This is a genomic window from Nocardia otitidiscaviarum NBRC 14405 (genome assembly GCF_000308635.1).
Taxonomy (GTDB): domain Bacteria; phylum Actinomycetota; class Actinomycetes; order Mycobacteriales; family Mycobacteriaceae; genus Nocardia; species Nocardia otitidiscaviarum.
The window spans coordinates 246248-263767 of record NZ_BAGD01000019.1 but is presented as its reverse complement, the minus strand read 5'-3'; the positions used below and the strand labels follow the sequence as shown (position 1 = coordinate 263767).

At 68.0% G+C, this 17520-nt stretch carries 15 protein-coding genes; 8 read left to right on the top strand and 7 right to left on the bottom strand.

Features of this window, described 5'->3' with window-relative positions; translation table 11 throughout:
* Positions 1 to 162: 162 nt before the first annotated feature.
* The 3 genes from ON31_RS36155 to ON31_RS01260 all read right to left on the bottom strand — a co-directional run bounded on the left by ON31_RS36155 (position 163) and on the right by ON31_RS01260 (position 1957).
* The gene (locus tag ON31_RS36155; RefSeq protein WP_039808316.1) at positions 163 to 360 is read right to left on the bottom strand and encodes a hypothetical protein; all 198 of its coding nucleotides are present in this window, start codon (positions 358 to 360) and stop codon (positions 163 to 165) included.
* Between the two features lie 289 nt (positions 361 to 649).
* A complete protein-coding gene (locus ON31_RS01265) occupies positions 650 to 1117 on the bottom strand; it encodes a hypothetical protein (protein ID WP_039808313.1) in 468 nt (155 codons plus the stop codon).
* A gap of 78 nt (positions 1118 to 1195) precedes the next feature.
* Positions 1196 to 1957 carry a MerR family transcriptional regulator gene (locus ON31_RS01260; protein ID WP_039808311.1) on the bottom strand — a complete coding sequence of 254 codons (762 nt, stop codon included), beginning with the start codon at positions 1955 to 1957 and terminating at the stop codon, positions 1196 to 1198.
* A gap of 144 nt (positions 1958 to 2101) precedes the next feature.
* Between ON31_RS01260 and ON31_RS01255 the strand changes: the two genes are divergently transcribed.
* Positions 2102 to 2836 (top strand): S1 family peptidase, encoded by a 735-nt coding sequence (locus ON31_RS01255; protein ID WP_039808308.1) that lies wholly within the window; start codon positions 2102 to 2104, stop codon positions 2834 to 2836.
* A gap of 127 nt (positions 2837 to 2963) precedes the next feature.
* On the opposite strand, the gene ON31_RS01250 is transcribed toward ON31_RS01255, so the two are convergent.
* Positions 2964 to 3602: an NAD(P)-dependent oxidoreductase gene (locus ON31_RS01250; protein WP_039808305.1), complete on the bottom strand. Its 639-nt coding sequence runs from the start codon at positions 3600 to 3602 to the stop codon at positions 2964 to 2966.
* A gap of 245 nt (positions 3603 to 3847) precedes the next feature.
* Entirely contained in the window at positions 3848 to 4786 is a 939-nt protein-coding gene (locus ON31_RS01245; protein ID WP_039808302.1) for an EamA family transporter, read from the bottom strand.
* Between the two features lie 103 nt (positions 4787 to 4889).
* Here ON31_RS01245 and ON31_RS01240 point away from each other — a divergent pair, with 103 nt between their 5' ends.
* A complete protein-coding gene (locus ON31_RS01240; protein ID WP_039808447.1) occupies positions 4890 to 5390 on the top strand; it encodes a MarR family winged helix-turn-helix transcriptional regulator in 501 nt (166 codons plus the stop codon).
* Here the strand turns inward: ON31_RS01240 and ON31_RS34385 are convergent.
* Positions 5379 to 6695, bottom strand: a complete 1317-nt coding sequence (locus tag ON31_RS34385; protein WP_081592130.1) for a SpoIID/LytB domain-containing protein — start codon at positions 6693 to 6695, stop codon at positions 5379 to 5381. The two genes, ON31_RS01240 and ON31_RS34385, sit on opposite strands and share 12 nt — an antisense overlap.
* A 167-nt stretch (positions 6696 to 6862) precedes the next feature.
* Here ON31_RS34385 and ON31_RS01230 point away from each other — a divergent pair, with 167 nt between their 5' ends.
* A complete protein-coding gene (locus ON31_RS01230; RefSeq protein WP_039808299.1) occupies positions 6863 to 9244 on the top strand; it encodes an N-acetylmuramoyl-L-alanine amidase in 2382 nt (793 codons plus the stop codon).
* 26 nt (positions 9245 to 9270) lie between these two features.
* Here ON31_RS01230 and ON31_RS01225 read toward each other — a convergent pair whose 3' ends face one another.
* Entirely contained in the window at positions 9271 to 10110 is an 840-nt protein-coding gene (locus tag ON31_RS01225; protein WP_039808295.1) for a Cof-type HAD-IIB family hydrolase, read from the bottom strand.
* A 221-nt stretch (positions 10111 to 10331) separates the two neighbouring features.
* Between ON31_RS01225 and ON31_RS01220 the strand changes: the two genes are divergently transcribed.
* The 5 genes from ON31_RS01220 to ON31_RS01200 are packed head-to-tail and all read left to right on the top strand — an operon-like array spanning position 10332 to position 17510.
* Complete coding sequence (locus ON31_RS01220) at positions 10332 to 11309, top strand: ABC transporter permease (protein ID WP_039808292.1); 978 nt, start codon at positions 10332 to 10334, stop codon at positions 11307 to 11309.
* Positions 11306 to 12223: an ABC transporter permease gene (locus ON31_RS01215; RefSeq protein ID WP_039808289.1), complete on the top strand. Its 918-nt coding sequence runs from the start codon at positions 11306 to 11308 to the stop codon at positions 12221 to 12223. Before ON31_RS01220 ends, ON31_RS01215 begins: the two co-directional genes overlap by 4 nt.
* The gene (locus ON31_RS01210; protein WP_051036601.1) at positions 12220 to 14106 is read left to right on the top strand and encodes an ABC transporter ATP-binding protein; all 1887 of its coding nucleotides are present in this window, start codon (positions 12220 to 12222) and stop codon (positions 14104 to 14106) included. The genes ON31_RS01215 and ON31_RS01210 overlap by 4 nt, the downstream gene beginning before the upstream one ends.
* A gap of 9 nt (positions 14107 to 14115) precedes the next feature.
* Complete coding sequence (locus ON31_RS01205) at positions 14116 to 15804, top strand: ABC transporter family substrate-binding protein (RefSeq protein ID WP_051036599.1); 1689 nt, start codon at positions 14116 to 14118, stop codon at positions 15802 to 15804.
* Between the two features lie 32 nt (positions 15805 to 15836).
* Positions 15837 to 17510, top strand: a complete 1674-nt coding sequence (locus tag ON31_RS01200) for an ABC transporter family substrate-binding protein (RefSeq protein ID WP_039808286.1) — start codon at positions 15837 to 15839, stop codon at positions 17508 to 17510.
* Positions 17511 to 17520: the final 10 nt, after the last annotated feature.

Here is a 17520-nt window from a genome sequence, read left to right as displayed (position 1 = left end):
GGGAGCCCAGCGTATCGGAAGTGCGCGCGGTAGCCGGGTGGAGCCGAGCACTCCGTCTCCCGGGATGCCGAACGGACCCGGTGAACGGCCCGGAAAGACGATGACGGGTGGCGCTCCACACGGAGCGCCACCCGCCTGTCGTCCTGCCCGGGACCGGCCGAATTACTCGTCGCCGCCACCCGGGGTGCTCCCGGCACTGCCGGTGATCAGCGCGGTGATCACGTCGGTGAGCTGCGACGCGGAACCGGTGCCGCCGCCGGTGCCCCCGTCACCCTCGTCCGCGGCGGCCAGACCCGCGCCCGCGATCATGATTCCCGCGGCCGCGAAAGCGGCGAAACCGGCGGCAGCAAACTTCTTCATACAGATTCCCCTTGGAATGCGTTCTCCCACTGCGCGGAGGGAACTCCCGCCCCCCGCCAGGTGATCGGAGTCATGATCGATTCCGATGGCAGAACATCTATCACAGATCGGAGAATCGACACCACCTGCGGATTCGACCGACACGCAGAAATGATAGCCACCGCATTGCACCTTTTCGGTCAACTGCCCAGGACTTCTGGGGCTTGCCTCGACAGCCAGGTGGAACGACCGGCCGACAATACCGCGGTGCGGGATGCGAAATGAAATACCCGCTATTCCTTGGCAATTACTATTCGCGGAGCCAGTGGCCGGTGCTGGCCCAGGCGGTGAGGACCACGGTGGTCAGGGGAAACAGGACGCCGATGGCGCCGAGGGCCTGGCCCGCGAGCATGACCGCCAGCCAGGGCAGCAGGGCGATGGTCGCGATAGTGATGATGGTGTAGCGGCCCGCCGCGAGACGACTGAACAGCAGCACCGCTCCGGTGATCAAACCTATTGCCACCACGAGCGATACCGGAAGGATCAGCAGGGCGGCGGTCAGCATGGCCTCATCGGGCTTGCCCAGCTCGGCCTGGGCGGCGAGGTCCGGGTCCTGGTCCGGGGGCACCAGGTCCGAACCCGCCAGCAGGACGAATCCGGCGGTGAGCGCCAGCAGGCCGTGCGCCAGGCCGCCCAGCGCCGCGAGCACGCCCCCGGCGATGCCGGTGAAGGGGTTCGCTCGCGGCGGCGCGTACGCGCGCGGACTGGACGGATGCATCTACCTGGTCCCCTCCCGTGGATTTACGGCGCGCACTCTACCTGCGGCCGCCCACGGGAGGCGATCATGTTTCCGCTGTTACAGCCGGGCGTCGGCGTACGCCTTCATGGCGTCGCGCACATAGGCCGCGGTGCCCGCGCCGTGCTTGTCGTAGTTCACGGCGAAACGCGGGTCGGCCACGTACATCTCGCCGAGACCGACGAACGCCTCCGCCTCGGGGCAGCGACCCTGCCAGCCCACGGTCACCCATTCGTAGTGCCGCTGGGTGATGGCCTGGACCTCCGCGCTGTCGACCGGCAGCCCGGCCGCGTGGGCGCGGCCGTAGTCGGCGGCGATATCGAGCTGGGTCTGCTGGAACGCCTGCTTGTCGGCCTCGCTCAAACCCCGCCACCAGCGGTCGCCGCTCTCGTAGGCCTCCCGGCCCCACTTCTCGATGACCTCGTCCTTGTACCGCGTGTGGTCGAAGCCGTCGAATACTTCGTCTGCCATGAGTTGCTCACCTGCTTCCGTTTTGCGCAATGTTGTTCGCACCGAAGCGATTTGGCGCGCGATCCGGTCCTGCTCCTGCCGGAGCAAATCCAGATGCGTGCGCAGTGCGGTGCTCGTATCCTGTTCTCCCGCGAGAACTTCGGCGATGACCGGCAGGCCGAGGCCGAGTTCGCGCAGCAGCAGGATGCGTTGCAGTCGCACCAGGGAGCCCTGGTCGTAATAGCGGTAACCGTTGGCGCCCACCCGGCTCGGCGGCAGCAGGCCGAGTTGGCCGTAGTGCCGCAGGGTCCGGCTGGTGGTCCCGGCCGCCTTGGCCAGGTCCTGGATGGACCATTCGGTTGTCGCCGTCACGTCCTTTCTCCTTCGTTTCGCATCGACGGAATCCAGGATGCAAGTTGACGCTACGTCAAGGTCAAGCCTTTACAGTATGCTCCTGACCACGAACTTCTTGCACTATCTGCTCCACCAGGTTCTTGGGGGGAAGGGAAAAACTTCATGATTGCGATCGGCCGTGCCCGGATACTTCGCTGGGCGGTCGTGGCCGCGATGGCGTTGGGGGGCTCCGTGCTCACCGCCGGTGCCGCACAGGCGGCGCCCGCGGCGGTCCTGGGCGGTGGTTCCGGGATCTATGTCGAACAGCTCGACGACCCCACCACGATCGGCGAATGTACGCTCACCGCCATCGGTTTCGACCGGGACGACCGCCTGGTCGGCCTGACCGCCGGGCACTGCGGCGAGGTCGGGGCGCGCATCGCCGCCGAGTACTCCATCGACAGCGGCACCATCGGCGTGATCGCGGAGAAGAGCGCGGGCAACGACTGGGCGGTCATCGCCTTCGATCCCGAGCGGGTGGCGCCTACCCGGCAGGTGGCGCAGACGGTGATCAACGGGGTCGGCGCGCCGCCGAACATCGGGGACAACGTCTGCAAGAACGGGCGCACCACCGGCTTCACCTGCGGTGTGGTGTGGGAGACCAAACCGGGCTACTTCCGCAGCCAGGTATGCGCCGACCAGGGTGATTCCGGCGGTCCCGTACTGCTGGGCGACCAGCTGGTCGGCATGATCGTGGCCGGTTCCGAAGTACGGATCGGACCGCTGTCCATCGATCCCGGCGCCTGCGCGGGCGGCGGTGACTTCATCCACCGGCCCGAGGTGTCCACCAATATCACCCTGGTACTGGGCGATATCGACCACCGCGGCGGCGTCGGAGCCGGGTTCCGCGTGTTCTGATCGGACCGCGCACCGGTGAGCTCCCCTCCGGCCGGGCCGGAGGGGAGCTGTGTTTTCCGCGGTGTGTATCCGACGTGGCGCTGATGCACGTCGGTACCGTGTTCGGTTCCACCCCAGGTGTTTTCGCTCAGTAGCCAGCGGTGAATCGGGTCCGGGAGTGCCGCGGGCGCTCGGCCTCGTCCAGCAGTGCCACCGCCAGATCCTCCATGGAGATGCTGGAGTCGCCCGCGGCGTCGACCAGGAGTTCGTCCCGGCCCAGGCGGAATCGGCCGGTGCGCGCACCGGGTTCCAGCAGGGCCGACGGGCTCAGATAGGTCCAGTCCACGGAGCCGTCCGCGGCCCGGAAGACCTCCAGCTGCCGATCGCAGGCGGTGGCGATCGGTTGCAGTGCGGCGGGGAAGTCCGGCTGTTCGCGCAGCGTCTTGCCCGTGCCCGCGACGGTGAGGCTGCCCGCGCCGCCCACCACCAGCAACCGAATCCCGGTGCCGGTCAAGCCTTTCAGCAGGGCCGCCGCGACCTCGGCGAGTTCGTGCTCGCGACCGGGCACCGGCCGCGTCGCGCTGATCACCAGATTGCTGCCGACACTGGCGGCCGCGATCTGTTCCGGGTCGGAGGCATCCCCGGCCCGGCGCTCGGCTGCCGCCGGAAGTCCGTGCAGCCGTTCGGGATTGCGAGACACCGCGCGTACGTCGTGGCCGCGCCCGAGCGCCTCGGCGACGACGCGGCTGCCGACGCCGCCCGCTGCTCCGAATACCGTGATGTGCATAGCTGTCGAACCTTTCGGAATTGGTTGGGATTGTGGGTTTCCCGCCCGACGTTCGGGAGGACTTGCTACAGGCCGCTCCGGCAGTAACCGGCGGAATCACGGCGGGGCGGTGGGATGCGCAGCCGCTTGGTCACGTTCGAGCAGTCCGCGTCGGCAGCCCGGTGAGCGACCGCCGGATTAGATCCGCCGGATGCGGCGGTCTCCCGTTGGCGACCGAACGTGGTCACCGGATCGGGAGGCGGCCGCTACGTGCGGGTGAGCGTCCGCGAAGTGACCGCCGGTGCGGGGGTCTCCGCCCGCACCGCGGGCTTCGGCGCGGCGCCGAGCTGGCCGAGCAGGGTGCCGGTGAGTGCGATGACGATGCCGAGCACCTGGACGGGGCGCAGCGCCTCGCCGAGCGCGATCCAGCCGATGACGGCGGCCGAGACCGGGCTGAGCAGTCCGAGCAGGGCGGCCGAGCTGGCGGGCATGCGGCTCAGGCCGCGGAACCAGAGGGCGTAGGCGGCGGCGGTGCCGAGCAGACCCAGGTAGAGGTAGCCGGTGACGGCGCGCCCGTCCAGGGCGGGCGGCGCACCCTCCACCAGCAGCGCCAGCGGCAGCAGCACCAGTCCGCCCGCGGTGAGCTGCCAGCCGGTGAGGGCGAGCGGGCCGACGCCCGCGGGGCGGCCCCAGCGCTTGGTGAGCACGGTGCCCGCGCCCATGGACGCCGCGCCCAGCAGTCCGGCGAGCACGCCGACGGTATCGAGGACCGCGGTGGCCTTCAGCACCACCAGCGCCACCCCGACCAGGCCGATCACCCCGGCGGAGATCTTTCGGACGGTCGGCTTCTCACCGAGCAGCAGGGCGGCGAGCCCGAGCGCGAACAGCGGCTGGGCCGAACCGAGCACGGCCGCCACACCGCCGGGCAGCCGGTAGGCCGCCAGGAACAGCAGCGGGAAGAACGCGCCGATGTTCAGCAGGCCCAGAATCCCTGCGCGCCATACCCATTCACCACGCGGCAGGAGTCGGGTGACGACCAGCAGCAGCAGTCCGGCGGGCAGGGCGCGCATGAGCGCGGTGAACAGCGGGCGATCGGGCGGCAGGAATTCGGTGGTGACGATATAGGTGGATCCCCACACCAGTGGGGCGAGCGCGGTCAGGGCGAGGGTGCCGGCGTAGGCGGCTCCGGCGCGGGTGGCGGTCATCTCTTCACTCCCCATTGATAATCTCAACGTTGAAATAAAAGCACCGATGTACTTCAGCGTCAAGTATCTTGATGTTGAGATTATTTCCCCGAGAGGAGTGGTGATGGCCGACGCAGTCGACCAGATCTTGGCCGCATGGCGGGCGACGCGCCCCGACGTGGACGCCTCCCCCATGGCCGTGGTCGGCCGGATCACCCGGTTGGCCCGCGTGTTCGACCGGGAACTCACCGAGTTCTTCAAAGGTCACGGGCTCGAGCGCTGGGAATTCGACGTGCTCGCCACCCTGCACCGCTCCGGCGGCGCGGAGGGACTCACCGCGGGCGCGCTCAATCGAGCGGCCATGATCACCTCGGGCGCGATCACCAACCGCATCGACCGGCTCGCCGCCAAGGAGCTGGTGGTGCGCGTGCCCGATCCGGTCGACCGGCGCTCGGTCCGGGTTCAGCTCACCGAACGCGGCCGCGCCCTGGTCGACGAGGTACTACCGCTGCACGTCGCCAACGAGCGGCGACTGCTCGCCGGCCTGTCCGGTCAGGACCGCGACGAGCTGGCGACACTGCTGCGCACCCTCGCCGAATCACTCGGCGACACCTCACTCACCTGAGCCGTAGCCCAGCGGCACGGATTCGTCGACCACGGTCGGGCCCGGCACATCCACCACAGTGGCACTCGGCGCCGGGTCGGGCGACACGCCGACTGCCGAAGACGAATCAGCACTGGGCGTGGTCGACGTGGAGGCCGGCGGCGGGGTCGGGGTGGACGCGGTGCTCGGGGCCATGGTGCCGCCGGGGGTCGGCTGCCGCACGGGATCGGTCGGCAGTGCACCGCGATCCACGGGTGCGGGCGGCGCGGCCATGAGGTCGATGAGGTCGAGGACGACCTCCACCGCCTCGGTGAGTTCGGGGCCGAGCCCCTCGCCGTCGGGTCCATCCGTCGGCGGCACCTCGGCGGGCAGCGGGGCCGGGGCCAGTTCGGCCGGGGTCGGGCCCACCTCGAGGGTGCGGATGTCGATGGCGGAGCCGCCGTCGGGCGCGGCGGAGTATTCGCTGCGCAGAATGCGGCCGTCGCGCAACAGCACCTGGCCGGTGGACGTGCGCACGGCCGCGGAGGTGCGCGCGTCCTCCTTCGCGGTGCCCGGATACATCTGGCAGTCGGTGGTGTCGCAGGTCTGCGCGTACGGGTAGCGCTGTTCGGCCAGCGCGTAGGACCGGGCCGCGACGGCCTGGGCGCGCAGGGCCTCCGCGCCGCCGTGATCGGCCCAGGCGGGCACCATCTCGGCGGGCACCACGCCCATCAGATAGTCGTCCACGTCGACATCGTTGACGGTGCGGGCGGCAGCGCCGTCGAGGGCGACGCCGAGCGCGCCGCGGTAGGCGCTGCCGCCGCAGAGGGTGAGGTGTTCGGCGGCGGGCCGGTCGGGTCCGGCCTCGATCGGGTAGACCCACGGGTCGTCGGTGCTGCCCGTCCACAGCACGTCACCGTCGCAGCCGCTGGTGATGACCACATCGGCACCGGTCGGCGTGGCGGTGAGATGGGCGGCCTGGCCGGGGATGACGCGGCGGCCCGCCACGAAGAAGCCGGAGTCGGACCAGACGTCGAGGGTGCTGTCGTCCTGGGCCATGAGGCGGACGCGGACATTGGTCGGGCCGATGGCGCCCAGTTCGGCGCCCGGATAGTAGTGCGCCAGAATGCGTTCCGCGGTCCAGCCGTCCCGGGCCTGGTTGTAGGCGCCGTGCTGACTGAGGCCGCGGCCGTGGCCGTACGGTCCGGCGGCGACCTGGTTGCGCACCTCGCCGTCGGGCCAGGCCCAGAGCACCACGGCGGTGCCCCCGGCCAGCGCCGCGGCCACCACGCACAGGCTGACCGTCTTCCGTCGTCTACGTCGCTGTCGCAAGTACCCGTTCGGCATGTCATACCTGTTCTTCCGTGATTCCGGGGCTACATTCGAGCTACCGCTTGGTAATCCTCCACTGAAGGTTTAGGGTCTGTTACAGATGGGACTAGTGTGATCGTTGATTCGTCAGGAATCAACCCCCGACACCGGGTGACGATCAACGGTTCTACCTGGAATGGGAGATGCTCGTGCCGTACCGCAAGCCGAAACGCTCATATGTCCTCCCGGTCGTCACCATCTTGGCGGTCACCGCGCCGATCGGTGCTCTCGCACTCAGCGATGCCCCGGCATACCGCGATACCGAGAAGCGCAACCTGGCGGCAATACCGGCGAACGTGGCCGAACTCGCCCTGGCCGCCGCACCCGACGTGGTGCTGCCGCTCCGCGACATCACCGGCCTACCGCTACCGGACCTACGACTATCCGACCTGAGGATGCTGCCGCTACCGGCATCCATCCGGATTCCCGAGAACCTCCCGCTACCACCCGGGGTCGAACTACCCAGCGAGATCCCGCTACCCCGACTCGATCAGCCCGCCCGCACCCCCGTCGGCCCCTTCACCGCCGCACCCGGATTCATCGCCGACCCCGGCGCGGCCGACTCCCAGATCACCCCCGATCCCCAAGCCCCTTCCGCGCCGGACAGCGAATTCCACACCGCGCCAGGCGAATCCGGAACGGTTCAGGCCCCCGCTCCCGCGGCCCCCGAAGGTCCCGCGGTACCCGGCGCGAATGCGCCCGAAGCGCCCGCCGCCGACGTTCCCGCGGCACAGCAGCCGCACCTCGACCCCGAGACCGGCGAGGAAACCCACGCTCCCGCCCAGCCCGCCGCCCCCGTCATCGGCGGCGACCCCGACCGTCCCGCGCTGGCCCCCGGCGTGGTGCCCAGCGACCTCGTCGACCAGGTCGGTGCGCAGGTCAAGGAGATCACCCGCGACACCCCGTTCAGCATGGTGGCGCTCACCGCCAAGGAGCTGGTGGGCACCACGACCATGATCCGCGCCAAGGCCCCGGACGGCACCTGGGGGCCCTGGTACGAGGCCGAACCGGTGGACACCACCTCCGCCGACGGCGTCACCGACGCCCGCACCGGCACCGAGCCGATCTACGTCGGCGATACCAAGTCCGTGCAGATCCTGGTGACCCGCAAGCCCGCGTCCACGACCTCCGCCGGGACCATCGGTACCGACCCGGCGCAGCCCGTCGACCCGGCGCAGCCGCCCGCCGATCCGGCACAGTCGCCCGCCGATCCGGCCGTCGTGCCGCGCACCGACGCGGCGGCGGGCGATCCCGCGCAGATCGGGCTGGAGGCGCTGTCGGCCGTCCTCATCGATCCGGGCCGCGGGGCCATCGACGCGACGCTGTCCGAGGTGGCCGCACCGCTGCCCGGCGGCGGGCCGAAGGTGATCTCACGCGCGCAGTGGGGCGCGGACGAGAACATGCGCTGCCAGGACCCGACCTACGACAGGGACGGCGTCGCGGGCATCACGCTGCACCACACCGCGGGCCGCAACGACTACTCCAAGACCGAGTCGGCCGGCATCGTGCGCGCCATCTACGCGTATCACGCGAAAACCCTGGGCTGGTGCGATATCGGCTACAACGCCCTGGTCGACAAGTACGGCCAGATCTTCGAGGGCCGCGCGGGCGGACTCGACAAGCCGGTGCAGGGCGCACACGCGGGCGGTTTCAACGAGAACACCGCGGGCGTGTCCTTCATGGGCAACCACGAGGAGCAGGCCCCCAGCGAGGCCGCCGTGCGTTCCATGGGCGAATTCATCGGCTGGCGGGCCAAGGTGGCCGGACTCGACCCCGAGGGCACCACCACCATGATCTCGGAGGGCAGCAGCTACACCCCCTACGCACTCGGCGAAGAGGTCCGGCTGCCGATCGTGTTCGCGCACCGCGACGTGGGCAACACCAGCTGCCCCGGCGACGCGGCCTACGGGCTGATGGACCGGATCCGCTCGATCGCCGAGGACGCCTCCGGCGGGGTCTCCCCACAGCAGGAGCTGCCGTCACCGCCGCGGTCGCGCACCGATCAGCGCGCGGATCAGCAGCAGTCCATCGACCCGGAGGCCGACGCGGACCTGGCGGCGCTGGCCGATCTGACCACCCTGCTGCTCGACATGCTGGACCGCAGCGCGGTGGCCCGCACCTGGAACGAACAGGGCGGGGCGGCCGGACCGCTGGGCGCGCCGATCTCCGAACCGCGGCCGACCGTGGACGGCGGCCAATACGTGCAGTTCGCCAACGGCATCGCCTACTCCACCCCGGACGGCCGGGTCTACCAGGTGGTCGGGAAGATCCTGGAACGCTTCATCCAGCTGGGCGCGTTCACCGGCCTGCTGGGCATGCCGACCAGCAGTGAGTACGAGGTGCCCGACGGCGTGCGCGCCGACTTCCAGTACGGCTCGCTGATCTTCAACCGGGTCACCGGCATCATCACGACGATTCTCGACACCTTCGGGACCAGCCAGTCCCCCGCCGGTGCGCCGATCCCGCAACCGTTGGCGCAGGCGCCCGCCGCCGACCCGATCCCGGCGCCGCTGCCCGCACCGTAACCCGGTCGCTCAGCGGTGAGAGTCGTTCACGCCCACCAGCGTTCGAGGACGCGGGCCACCCCGTCCTCGTTGTTGGTGGCGGCCACCTCGTTGGCGGCCTCCTTGGCCTCCTGATGCGCGTTGGCCATGGCCACGCCGTGCCCCGCCAACCGCAGCATCGGCACATCGTTGGGCATATCACCGAAAGCGATCAGGGTGGCGTGCTGCACCCCGAGCCGTTGTGCGACCGTGGCCAGCCCGGTGGCCTTGGTGACGCCCGGGGCCGACAGCTCGACCAGCCCGTCATCGGTCGAATAGGTCAGATCCGCACGCCCGACCAGGTGCGGCTCCAGCACCTCCCGCATGAACGCGCTGGTCGCACCCGCCAGCCGGATCAGCATCTTGATGGCGGGGGCGGCGATCACCTCCGACCGTGCCACCCGCGTGTCGTCCGGGTTCAGCCAGGCGTGCTCGTACTCCGGCGAACTCACGAACTGCGGCGTGGCGGCATCGTGCGCGCTGACCCCCACCCGCTCGGCCGCCAGCCCGCACCCGGGCAGCAGCCGCTCGGCCAGCTCCGCCAGCCATTCGAGGGTGTCCACATCCAGCACCCGCGTGGACAGGATCCGATCCTGCGCACTGTCGTAGATGACCGCCCCATTGCCGCACACGCACAGCGGGGCATACCCCAGCCCGTCCACCACCGGGTCGATCCACCGGGGTGGACGCCCGGTGGCGAGCACGAACGGCACACCATCGGCGATCAGCGCCGCCACGGCCGCTCTGGTACGGGCACTCACCTGCTCCCGGTGGTCGATGAGCGTGCCGTCGACATCGGTGGCGACCATCTTGGGTTTGGGCAGGTGAAAGAGAGTCACCTGTTCCATCCTGCCTCGAGAGGGGCCCCGCTTGCCCGAAAGATGCCCATTCGCAGCCCTACCGTCGACTATCCCCCACACACCGTTCACAATCGGTTCGATCACGGCGTGAGCACCCCCACCGAACCCCCGCCCGCCACGACTTGCCCGGCATTGGCTGCGCGGTACTGCGCATATCTTCAGGTCGGTCCCTATGATCTGGGGCTACAGACTCGACCCGAGAGGGACTGATGGCCGGATTTCTGCTGCGACGTGCGCTCAACTATGTCGTATTGCTGCTACTGGCGTCGTTTCTCGTATTCACCGTGGCTTCACTGACCTTTCGGCCGCTGGACTACCTGGAGGAGCGCAACCCGCGCCCTCCGCAGGCGGTGATCGACGCCAAGCGCGCGGAGCTGCGACTCGACGAGCCCATTCCGCAGCGCTATCTCGGCTGGCTGTCCGGCGTGGTGCAGGGCGACTTCGGCAAGACGAAGGCGGAGCAGCCGGTCGCGGAGGAGCTGCCACGCCGGATCGGCGTGAGCCTGCGCCTGCTGCTCATCGGCTCCGTGGTCGGCACGGTACTGGGTGTACTGATCGGCGCGGCGAATGCCATCCGGCAGTACAAATTCAGCGACTACGTCAGTACGGTGCTGTCGCTGCTGCTGTTGTCCACGCCGGTGTTCGTCCTCGCCACGATGCTGAAGTACGGTGCGCTACAGGTCAATCAGCTCACCGGTGAGCAGATCTTCCTCTATACCGGCGAGACCTCGGCGACGGCGATACACGGCTTCTGGAACCAGCTGGTCGACCGTATCCAGCACCTGATCGTGCCCACCCTCGGTCTGGCGCTGGGCGCGATGGCCGGGTACAGCCGCTACCAGCGCAATGCCATGCTGGACGTACTGAGCAGCGATTTCATCCGCACTGCCCGGGCGAAGGGGCTCACCCGCAATCGGGCGCTCTACAAACACGGGCTGCGGACCGCGCTCATCCCGATGGCCACCCTGTTCGCCTACAGTCTGGGCGGGCTGATCACCGGTGCCACCTTCACCGAGAAGATCTTCGGCTGGCACGGCGTCGGTGAATGGCTGGTCAACGGCCTCAATGATCAGGACCTGAACATCGTGCTGGCGGCCACCATGTTCGCCGGCGTGGTGGTGCTGATCTCCGGTCTGCTGTCCGACATCGTGTACGCCTTGCTCGACCCCCGGGTGCGTGTCTCGTGAGCGAAGTGGAAACCATCGTCCAGGGCGCGCCGCAGCAGGCGATGGGGCGACGGAAGCTGGTGTGGCGCCGGTTCCTGCGCAACCGCGTCGCGGTGATCGCCGCGCTCGTGCTGATCGTCCTCACCGTCACGGCCTTCGTTCTGCCGCATTTCCTGCCGTACTCCTATACCGACAAGGACCCGACGGCGATCCTGAAACCGCCGAGCTCGAAACACTGGTTCGGCACCACCAACGGCGGTGAGGATGTACTGGCCCAGACGTTGCGCGGCTTGCAGAAGTCGCTGATGATCGGCTTCGGCGCGGCATTCATCTCGGCGATGCTGGCCACCGTGCTGGGTTCGCTCGCTGGTCTGCTCGGCGGCTGGGTGGATCGGTCGATCATGTGGCTGGTGGATCTGCTGCTGGTGATCCCGAGCTTCATCCTGGTCGCGCTGTTCGCGCCGCGAACCAAGGGCAACGATTCGGTGCTGCTGCTGATGGTGCTGATCGCCGTCTTCGGCTGGATGATCAGCGCCCGCATCGTGCGCGGTCTGACCATGAGCATGCGAGAGCGGGAATTCGTGCGCGCCGCACGCTATATGGGCGCCTCCACGCGCTCGGTGATCACCACGCACATCGTCCCGAACATCGCCTCCATCCTGATCATCGACACCACCCTGGCCATCGGCGCGGCCGTCATGGCCGAAACCGGCCTCAGCTTCCTCGGATTCGGCATCCAATGGCCGGATGTCTCGCTGGGCTCGTTGATCGGCCAGTACAGCCAGCAGGCGTTCGTCTTCCCCTGGACCTTCATGTTCGCCAGCGCCTGCCTGGTGACCATCGTGCTGTGCGCCAACCTGATCGGCGACGGGCTGCGAGACGCGTTCGACCCGAGCGCGAAGAAGGCGCGATCACGGAAGGCCCGCAAATCATGAGCCCGGATATCGCCAAGGACGCGCCGCGGGATCCGCTGCGAGCCACCACCGCGCCGCTGCTGGAGGTCTCGGACCTGCGCGTCTCCTTTCCCAGTGAAGAGGGCCGCGTGGAGGCGGTGCGCGGGGTGGACTTCACCGTGAACGACGGTGAGGTGCTGGCCATCGTCGGCGAATCCGGTTCCGGCAAATCGGTGTCGTCACTCGCGGTGATGGGGTTGCTGCCCGAACAGGCGCGGGTGCGCGGGTCGGTTCGGCTGCGCGGGCGGGAGTTGCTCGGACTGGGCGACAAACAGATGTCGTCGATGCGTGGCAGCCGGGTCTCGATGGTGTTCCAGGATCCGCTCTCCGCCCTGACGCCGGTGTACCGGGTCGGCGACCAGATCGCGGAAGCACTGCTCGCACACCGCAAACTGAGCAAGGAGCAGGCGGCGGCCAGGGCGGTGGAACTGCTCGAACTGGTCGGCATCCCTGATCCGGTACTGCGTGCCAAAGCGTTTCCGCACGAGTTCTCCGGCGGTATGCGTCAGCGCGTGGTGATCGCCATGGCCATCGCCAACGATCCGGAACTCATCATCTGCGATGAGCCGACCACCGCCCTGGATGTCACGGTGCAGAAGCAGATCCTCAATCTACTGCGCAAGGCGCGCGATATCACCGGCGCGGGCGTCATCATGATCACCCACGACATGGGGATCGCCGCCACCCTCGCCGACCGGGTCGCCGTCATGTACGCCGGACGCATCGTCGAAACCGCACCGGCGACCGAACTTTTCACCGCACCGCGTATGCCGTACACCGTGGGTCTGCTCGGCTCCATCCCCCGTATGGACGGCCCCCCGCGCGCGCCCCTGATCCCCATTGTCGGAGCGCCACCGGCCATGCACGACCTGCCGCCCGGCTGCTCGTTCACGCCACGCTGCCCGGTCGCCGTCGAGGACTGCCGCGCGGCTGAGCCCCCCTTGCAGGACACCGGTCCCGGCCATCGCGCCGCCTGCATCCGCACCGCCGAGGTGGGCACCGACGCCTTGTTCACCGCCTATCGCAAGGATCTCGACAGGCCGGAACAGACGGTCGAAGGCGACTCCGCCCGGGTGGTGCTGAAGGTTTCGGGCCTGCGCAAGACCTTCCCGCTCACCTCCGGCGTCATCTTCCGCCGCCGCACCGGTGAGGTGAAGGCGGTGGACGGCATCGACTTCGAAGTGCACGCCGGACGAACACTGGCGTTGGTGGGCGAATCGGGTTCGGGCAAGAGCACCACGCTCACCCAGGTCATGGACCTGGTCTCACCCGAGAGCGGTTCCATCGAGATCCTGGGCCGCGATGTCGGCACACTCACCAAGCAGGATCGACGCGAGATACGCCGGAAGATGCAGATCGTCTTCCAAGATCCCGCGAGTTCCCTCGATCCGCGGCTACCCATTTCCGATGCCCTGGCCGAACCGCTGCGCATCGACGGGCGATCTCGTGAGGAGATCAACCGGCGCGTACCGGAACTGCTGGAACAGGTGGGCCTGCGACCGGAGTACGCCGACCGTTATCCGGCGGACTTCTCCGGCGGACAGAAGCAGCGCATCAATATCGCCCGCGCACTCGCCCTCGATCCGGAACTGCTGGTTCTCGACGAACCGGTCTCCTCCCTGGATGTGTCGATCCAGGCGGGCGTGCTGAATCTGCTGCGAGACCTGCAGGCCGAGCGCGGCCTGTCATATCTGTTCGTCTCCCACGACCTGTCGGTGGTGCGTAATCTGGCGCACGATATCGCCGTCATGTACCAGGGCAAGATCGTCGAATCCGGCCCCGCGGAGCGGATTTTCGCCGCGCCGGAGCACGAGTACACCCGGGCGCTGATCGACGCCGTGCCGCTGCCAGTGGCAACGCGATAGGAGGGTGCGATGCGGATTCACCCACTGCACACGCCGGTGCGCCGGTTCGGCGCGATGCTGCTGGCGGCCGGATTGGCTGTCTCGGCGCTGAGCGGGTGCGGGACCACGACGGATCCCACCGGCTCGGCCACCCTCGGCACCAGCAACGACACCAATCCGCAACCGCGCGACCAGCTGCGCGACGGCGGCAACCTGCGTCTGGCCATCACCGCGTTCCCGGCCAACTGGAACACCCTGTCCATCGATGGGAACGAAGGCGAGATCGCGGAGGTGCTGCGGCCCATGATGCCGCGGTCCTTCCACACCGACGCGGCCGGTGACACCAGCGTCAACCACGACTACTTCACCGATATCCAGCTGACGAGCACGGATCCGCAGCAGGTCGTGTACACCATCAACCCGAAGGCGGTGTGGTCCGACGGATCCCCGATCACCTGGGAGGACATCGCCGCCCAGGCGAACGCGCTGAGCGGTAGGGACAAACGGTTCCTGATCGCCATCAGCAACGGCTTCGACCGCGTGGCGAAGGTGGAACGCGGCGCGGACGACCGGCAGGCCGTCATCACCTTCGACCGCCATTACGCGGACTGGCGCGGACAGTTCGCCGGCAACTCCATGCTCTACCCGAAATCGGTGACCCGGGACCCGGAGGCGTTCAACCGCTCGCTGGTCGACGGCGTCGGACTGACCGCCGGACCGTTTCTCGTGCAGTCCACCGACCGCACCCAGGGGCGAATCGTGCTGGCGCGCAATCCGGCCTGGTGGGGGGCAACACCGAAGCTGGACACCATCACCTTCAGCGTGCTGGATCAGACGGCGTGGGCGGCCGCGCTGCAGAACAACGAACTGGACGTGGCCCGGTTGTCCGCACTCGATCAGGTGCAGATGATTCGCAATACCCCCGGTCTGGTGACCCGTCAGGCTCCCGACAATCGGTGGCGTCATCTCACCTTCAACGGCGCGCCGGGCGCACTGCTCGCCGATCCCGCACTGCGTGTCGCCATTTCGAAGGCCATCGACCGGAAGCGAATCGCCGAGAGCGTCCAATACGGCTTGGTGGAGAATCCGGAACCACTGGGCAACCACGTCTATCTGCAAGGCCAGCGCGGCTACCGGGACAACAGCCTCGACTACGACCCGGACGCCGCCGCTCGGGAACTCGACGCCCTCGGCTGGGTTCGCGAGGGCGAGATACGGGTCAAGGACGGCCGCCAACTGGTGATTCGCGATGTCATGTACAACAACCCGCTGTGGGTGCAGGTCGCCAAGTTCATCCAGGAGGATCTGGCGCGCGTCGGGGTCGGGCTGACCATCGACACTCGAGTGGGACAGGGGTTCTTCACCGATGTGATCCAGCCCGGCGATTTCGACGTCGCTCAATTCGTGTTCGCCGGCGACGCCTTCCCGCTCAGCAGCGTTCCGCAGATCTACGCTTACGACCCGGATGACCTGCAGGCCAATTTCGGGCGTATCGGTTCGCCGGAGCTGAACGAGCTCATCGAACGCACCCTGTCGGAACTGGATCCGGACAAGGCGATCGAACTGGCCAACCAGGTGGACCGCGCCGTCTTCGAAGAGGGTCATTCGCTGCCGCTGGTCCAGGACACCGGCATATTCGGCATGCGGCCAGAGATCGCGAACTTCGGGGCGCCCGGACTCGCCAGCTACGACTACACCAAGATCGGTTTCCTGAAGTGACCACCCGCCGTCCCGGCAGAAGGGAGCGATCCATGCGGATACGTTCGACCCTTACCCACTTAGCGATCCCGATGGTCGCCTTCGGCCTGTTCGTCTCCGGGTGCAGCGCGGATACCGGACCGGGTGGCACCGCCGAGATCGGCAGTACCAATGACATCAACCCGCATCCGGTGGAGGATCTGCAGCAGGGCGGCAATCTGCGGTTGCAGATCAGCTCGATGCCGGAGTCCTTCAACCGGCTGCATGTCGACGGCAATACGGCCAATACGTCCGATGTCATCAGCCCGACGCTGCCGTCGCCGTGGACGAGCGACGCGGCCGGTGAGCTAAGCGTCGATCACGACTACTTCACCGACGTCGAGATGGTGAGCAAGGACCCGCAGAAGGTCGTGTACACCATCAATCCGAAGGCGGTCTGGACCGATGGCACCCCCATCACCTGGGAGGACATGCGGTCCCAGGCACAGGCGCTCAGCGGTGCGAACAACGAGTTCCTGATCGCCTTCCAATCCGGATTCGACAAGGTCGCCTCGGTGGAGCGTGGTGAGGACGACCGGCAGGCCATCGTCACCTTCCGTGAACCGTACGCGGAATGGCAGGCCCAGTTCGGCCCGCTCTACCCGAAGGTGGCGACCGAAACCCCGCAGGCGTTCAACGACTGGGCCCGCAATGAGCTGCCGGTCAGCGCCGGGCCGTTCATGATCACCAATATCGACCGCACCCAGAACCGGATCACCCTGGGGCGCAACCCGAATTGGTGGGGCGACACCCCGGTTCTCGACACCATCACCTTCAGCGTGCTCGACAGCAGTGCCCTGCTGGCAGCGGTCCAGAACGACGAACTGGACGCGGCCTACATGTCCGGCCTGGCGAATGTGACCGGGGCCCGCAACACCCCGCACATCACGGTTCGCCGTGCGGCCGAGCCGTCCTGGTCACACATCACCTTCAACGGCGCGCCCGGCGCGCTGCTCTCCGACGTGAATGTGCGACGGGCGATCGCCAAGGCCATCGATCGGCAGGCGATCGTGAACACCACCCAGAACGGCGTCGTCACCGACCCCAAGGTGCTGCAGAATCACGTCTTCATGGCGGGACAGAAGGGTTACCAGGACAATTCCGAGCCGGTGGCCTTCGATCCCGAAGCCGCGGCCCGGGAACTCGAGAACCTCGGCTGGGTCATCCCGCCCGGTGGTGACGTGCGTGAGAAGGACGGCCGCAAACTGATCCTCAAGGACGTCATGTACCAGCAGGATCTGTGGGTCGACACCGCCAAGATCGTCCAGGACAATCTCCGGGCGATCGGCGTGGGACTGGAGATCCAGACGGTGCCGGGCGCGGGCCTGTTCACCAATGTGATCGATCCGGGCAACTTCGACCTGGCCCAGTACAGCTACGGCGGCAGCGTGCTCCCCCTGGGCGCGTTGAAGCAGTTCTACTACTACGACCCGAACAACTGGCAGGGCAACAAGGCCCGCATCGGCTCGGAGGAACTCAACACGGTCATCGACCAGGCCCTGACCGAACTCGATCCGGACAAGGCGATCGAAATCGCCAACAAGGCCGACCGGATGATCTTCGAAGAGGCGCACTCGCTGCCGCTGAACCAGGCGTCGGGCAACTACGCCGTGCGCAACAATCTCGCCAACTGGGGCGCGTTCGGCATGGCCTCCCCCGACTACACGAAGGTCGGCTTCCTGAAGTGAATTTCCGGGG

Bases quoted from the DNA above. Each gene is read 5' to 3' on its own strand.
- ON31_RS36155 (WP_039808316.1), bottom strand. From the start codon at position 360: ATGAAGAAGTTTGCTGCCGCCGGTTTCGCCGCTTTCGCGGCCGCGGGA.
- ON31_RS01255 (WP_039808308.1), top strand. From the start codon at position 2,102: ATGATTGCGATCGGCCGTGCCCGGATACTTCGCTGGGCGGTCGTGGCC.
- ON31_RS01230 (WP_039808299.1), top strand. From the start codon at position 6,863: ATGCTCGTGCCGTACCGCAAGCCGAAACGCTCATATGTCCTCCCGGTC.
- ON31_RS34385 (WP_081592130.1), bottom strand. From the start codon at position 6,695: ATGCCGAACGGGTACTTGCGACAGCGACGTAGACGACGGAAGACGGTC.
- ON31_RS01200 (WP_039808286.1), top strand. From the start codon at position 15,837: ATGCGGATACGTTCGACCCTTACCCACTTAGCGATCCCGATGGTCGCC.
- ON31_RS01250 (WP_039808305.1), bottom strand. From the start codon at position 3,602: ATGCACATCACGGTATTCGGAGCAGCGGGCGGCGTCGGCAGCCGCGTC.
- ON31_RS01265 (WP_039808313.1), bottom strand. From the start codon at position 1,117: ATGCATCCGTCCAGTCCGCGCGCGTACGCGCCGCCGCGAGCGAACCCC.
- ON31_RS01225 (WP_039808295.1), bottom strand. From the start codon at position 10,110: ATGGAACAGGTGACTCTCTTTCACCTGCCCAAACCCAAGATGGTCGCC.
- ON31_RS01245 (WP_039808302.1), bottom strand. From the start codon at position 4,786: ATGACCGCCACCCGCGCCGGAGCCGCCTACGCCGGCACCCTCGCCCTG.
- ON31_RS01240 (WP_039808447.1), top strand. From the start codon at position 4,890: ATGGCCGACGCAGTCGACCAGATCTTGGCCGCATGGCGGGCGACGCGC.
- ON31_RS01205 (WP_051036599.1), top strand. From the start codon at position 14,116: ATGCGGATTCACCCACTGCACACGCCGGTGCGCCGGTTCGGCGCGATG.
- ON31_RS01210 (WP_051036601.1), top strand. From the start codon at position 12,220: ATGAGCCCGGATATCGCCAAGGACGCGCCGCGGGATCCGCTGCGAGCC.
- ON31_RS01220 (WP_039808292.1), top strand. From the start codon at position 10,332: ATGGCCGGATTTCTGCTGCGACGTGCGCTCAACTATGTCGTATTGCTG.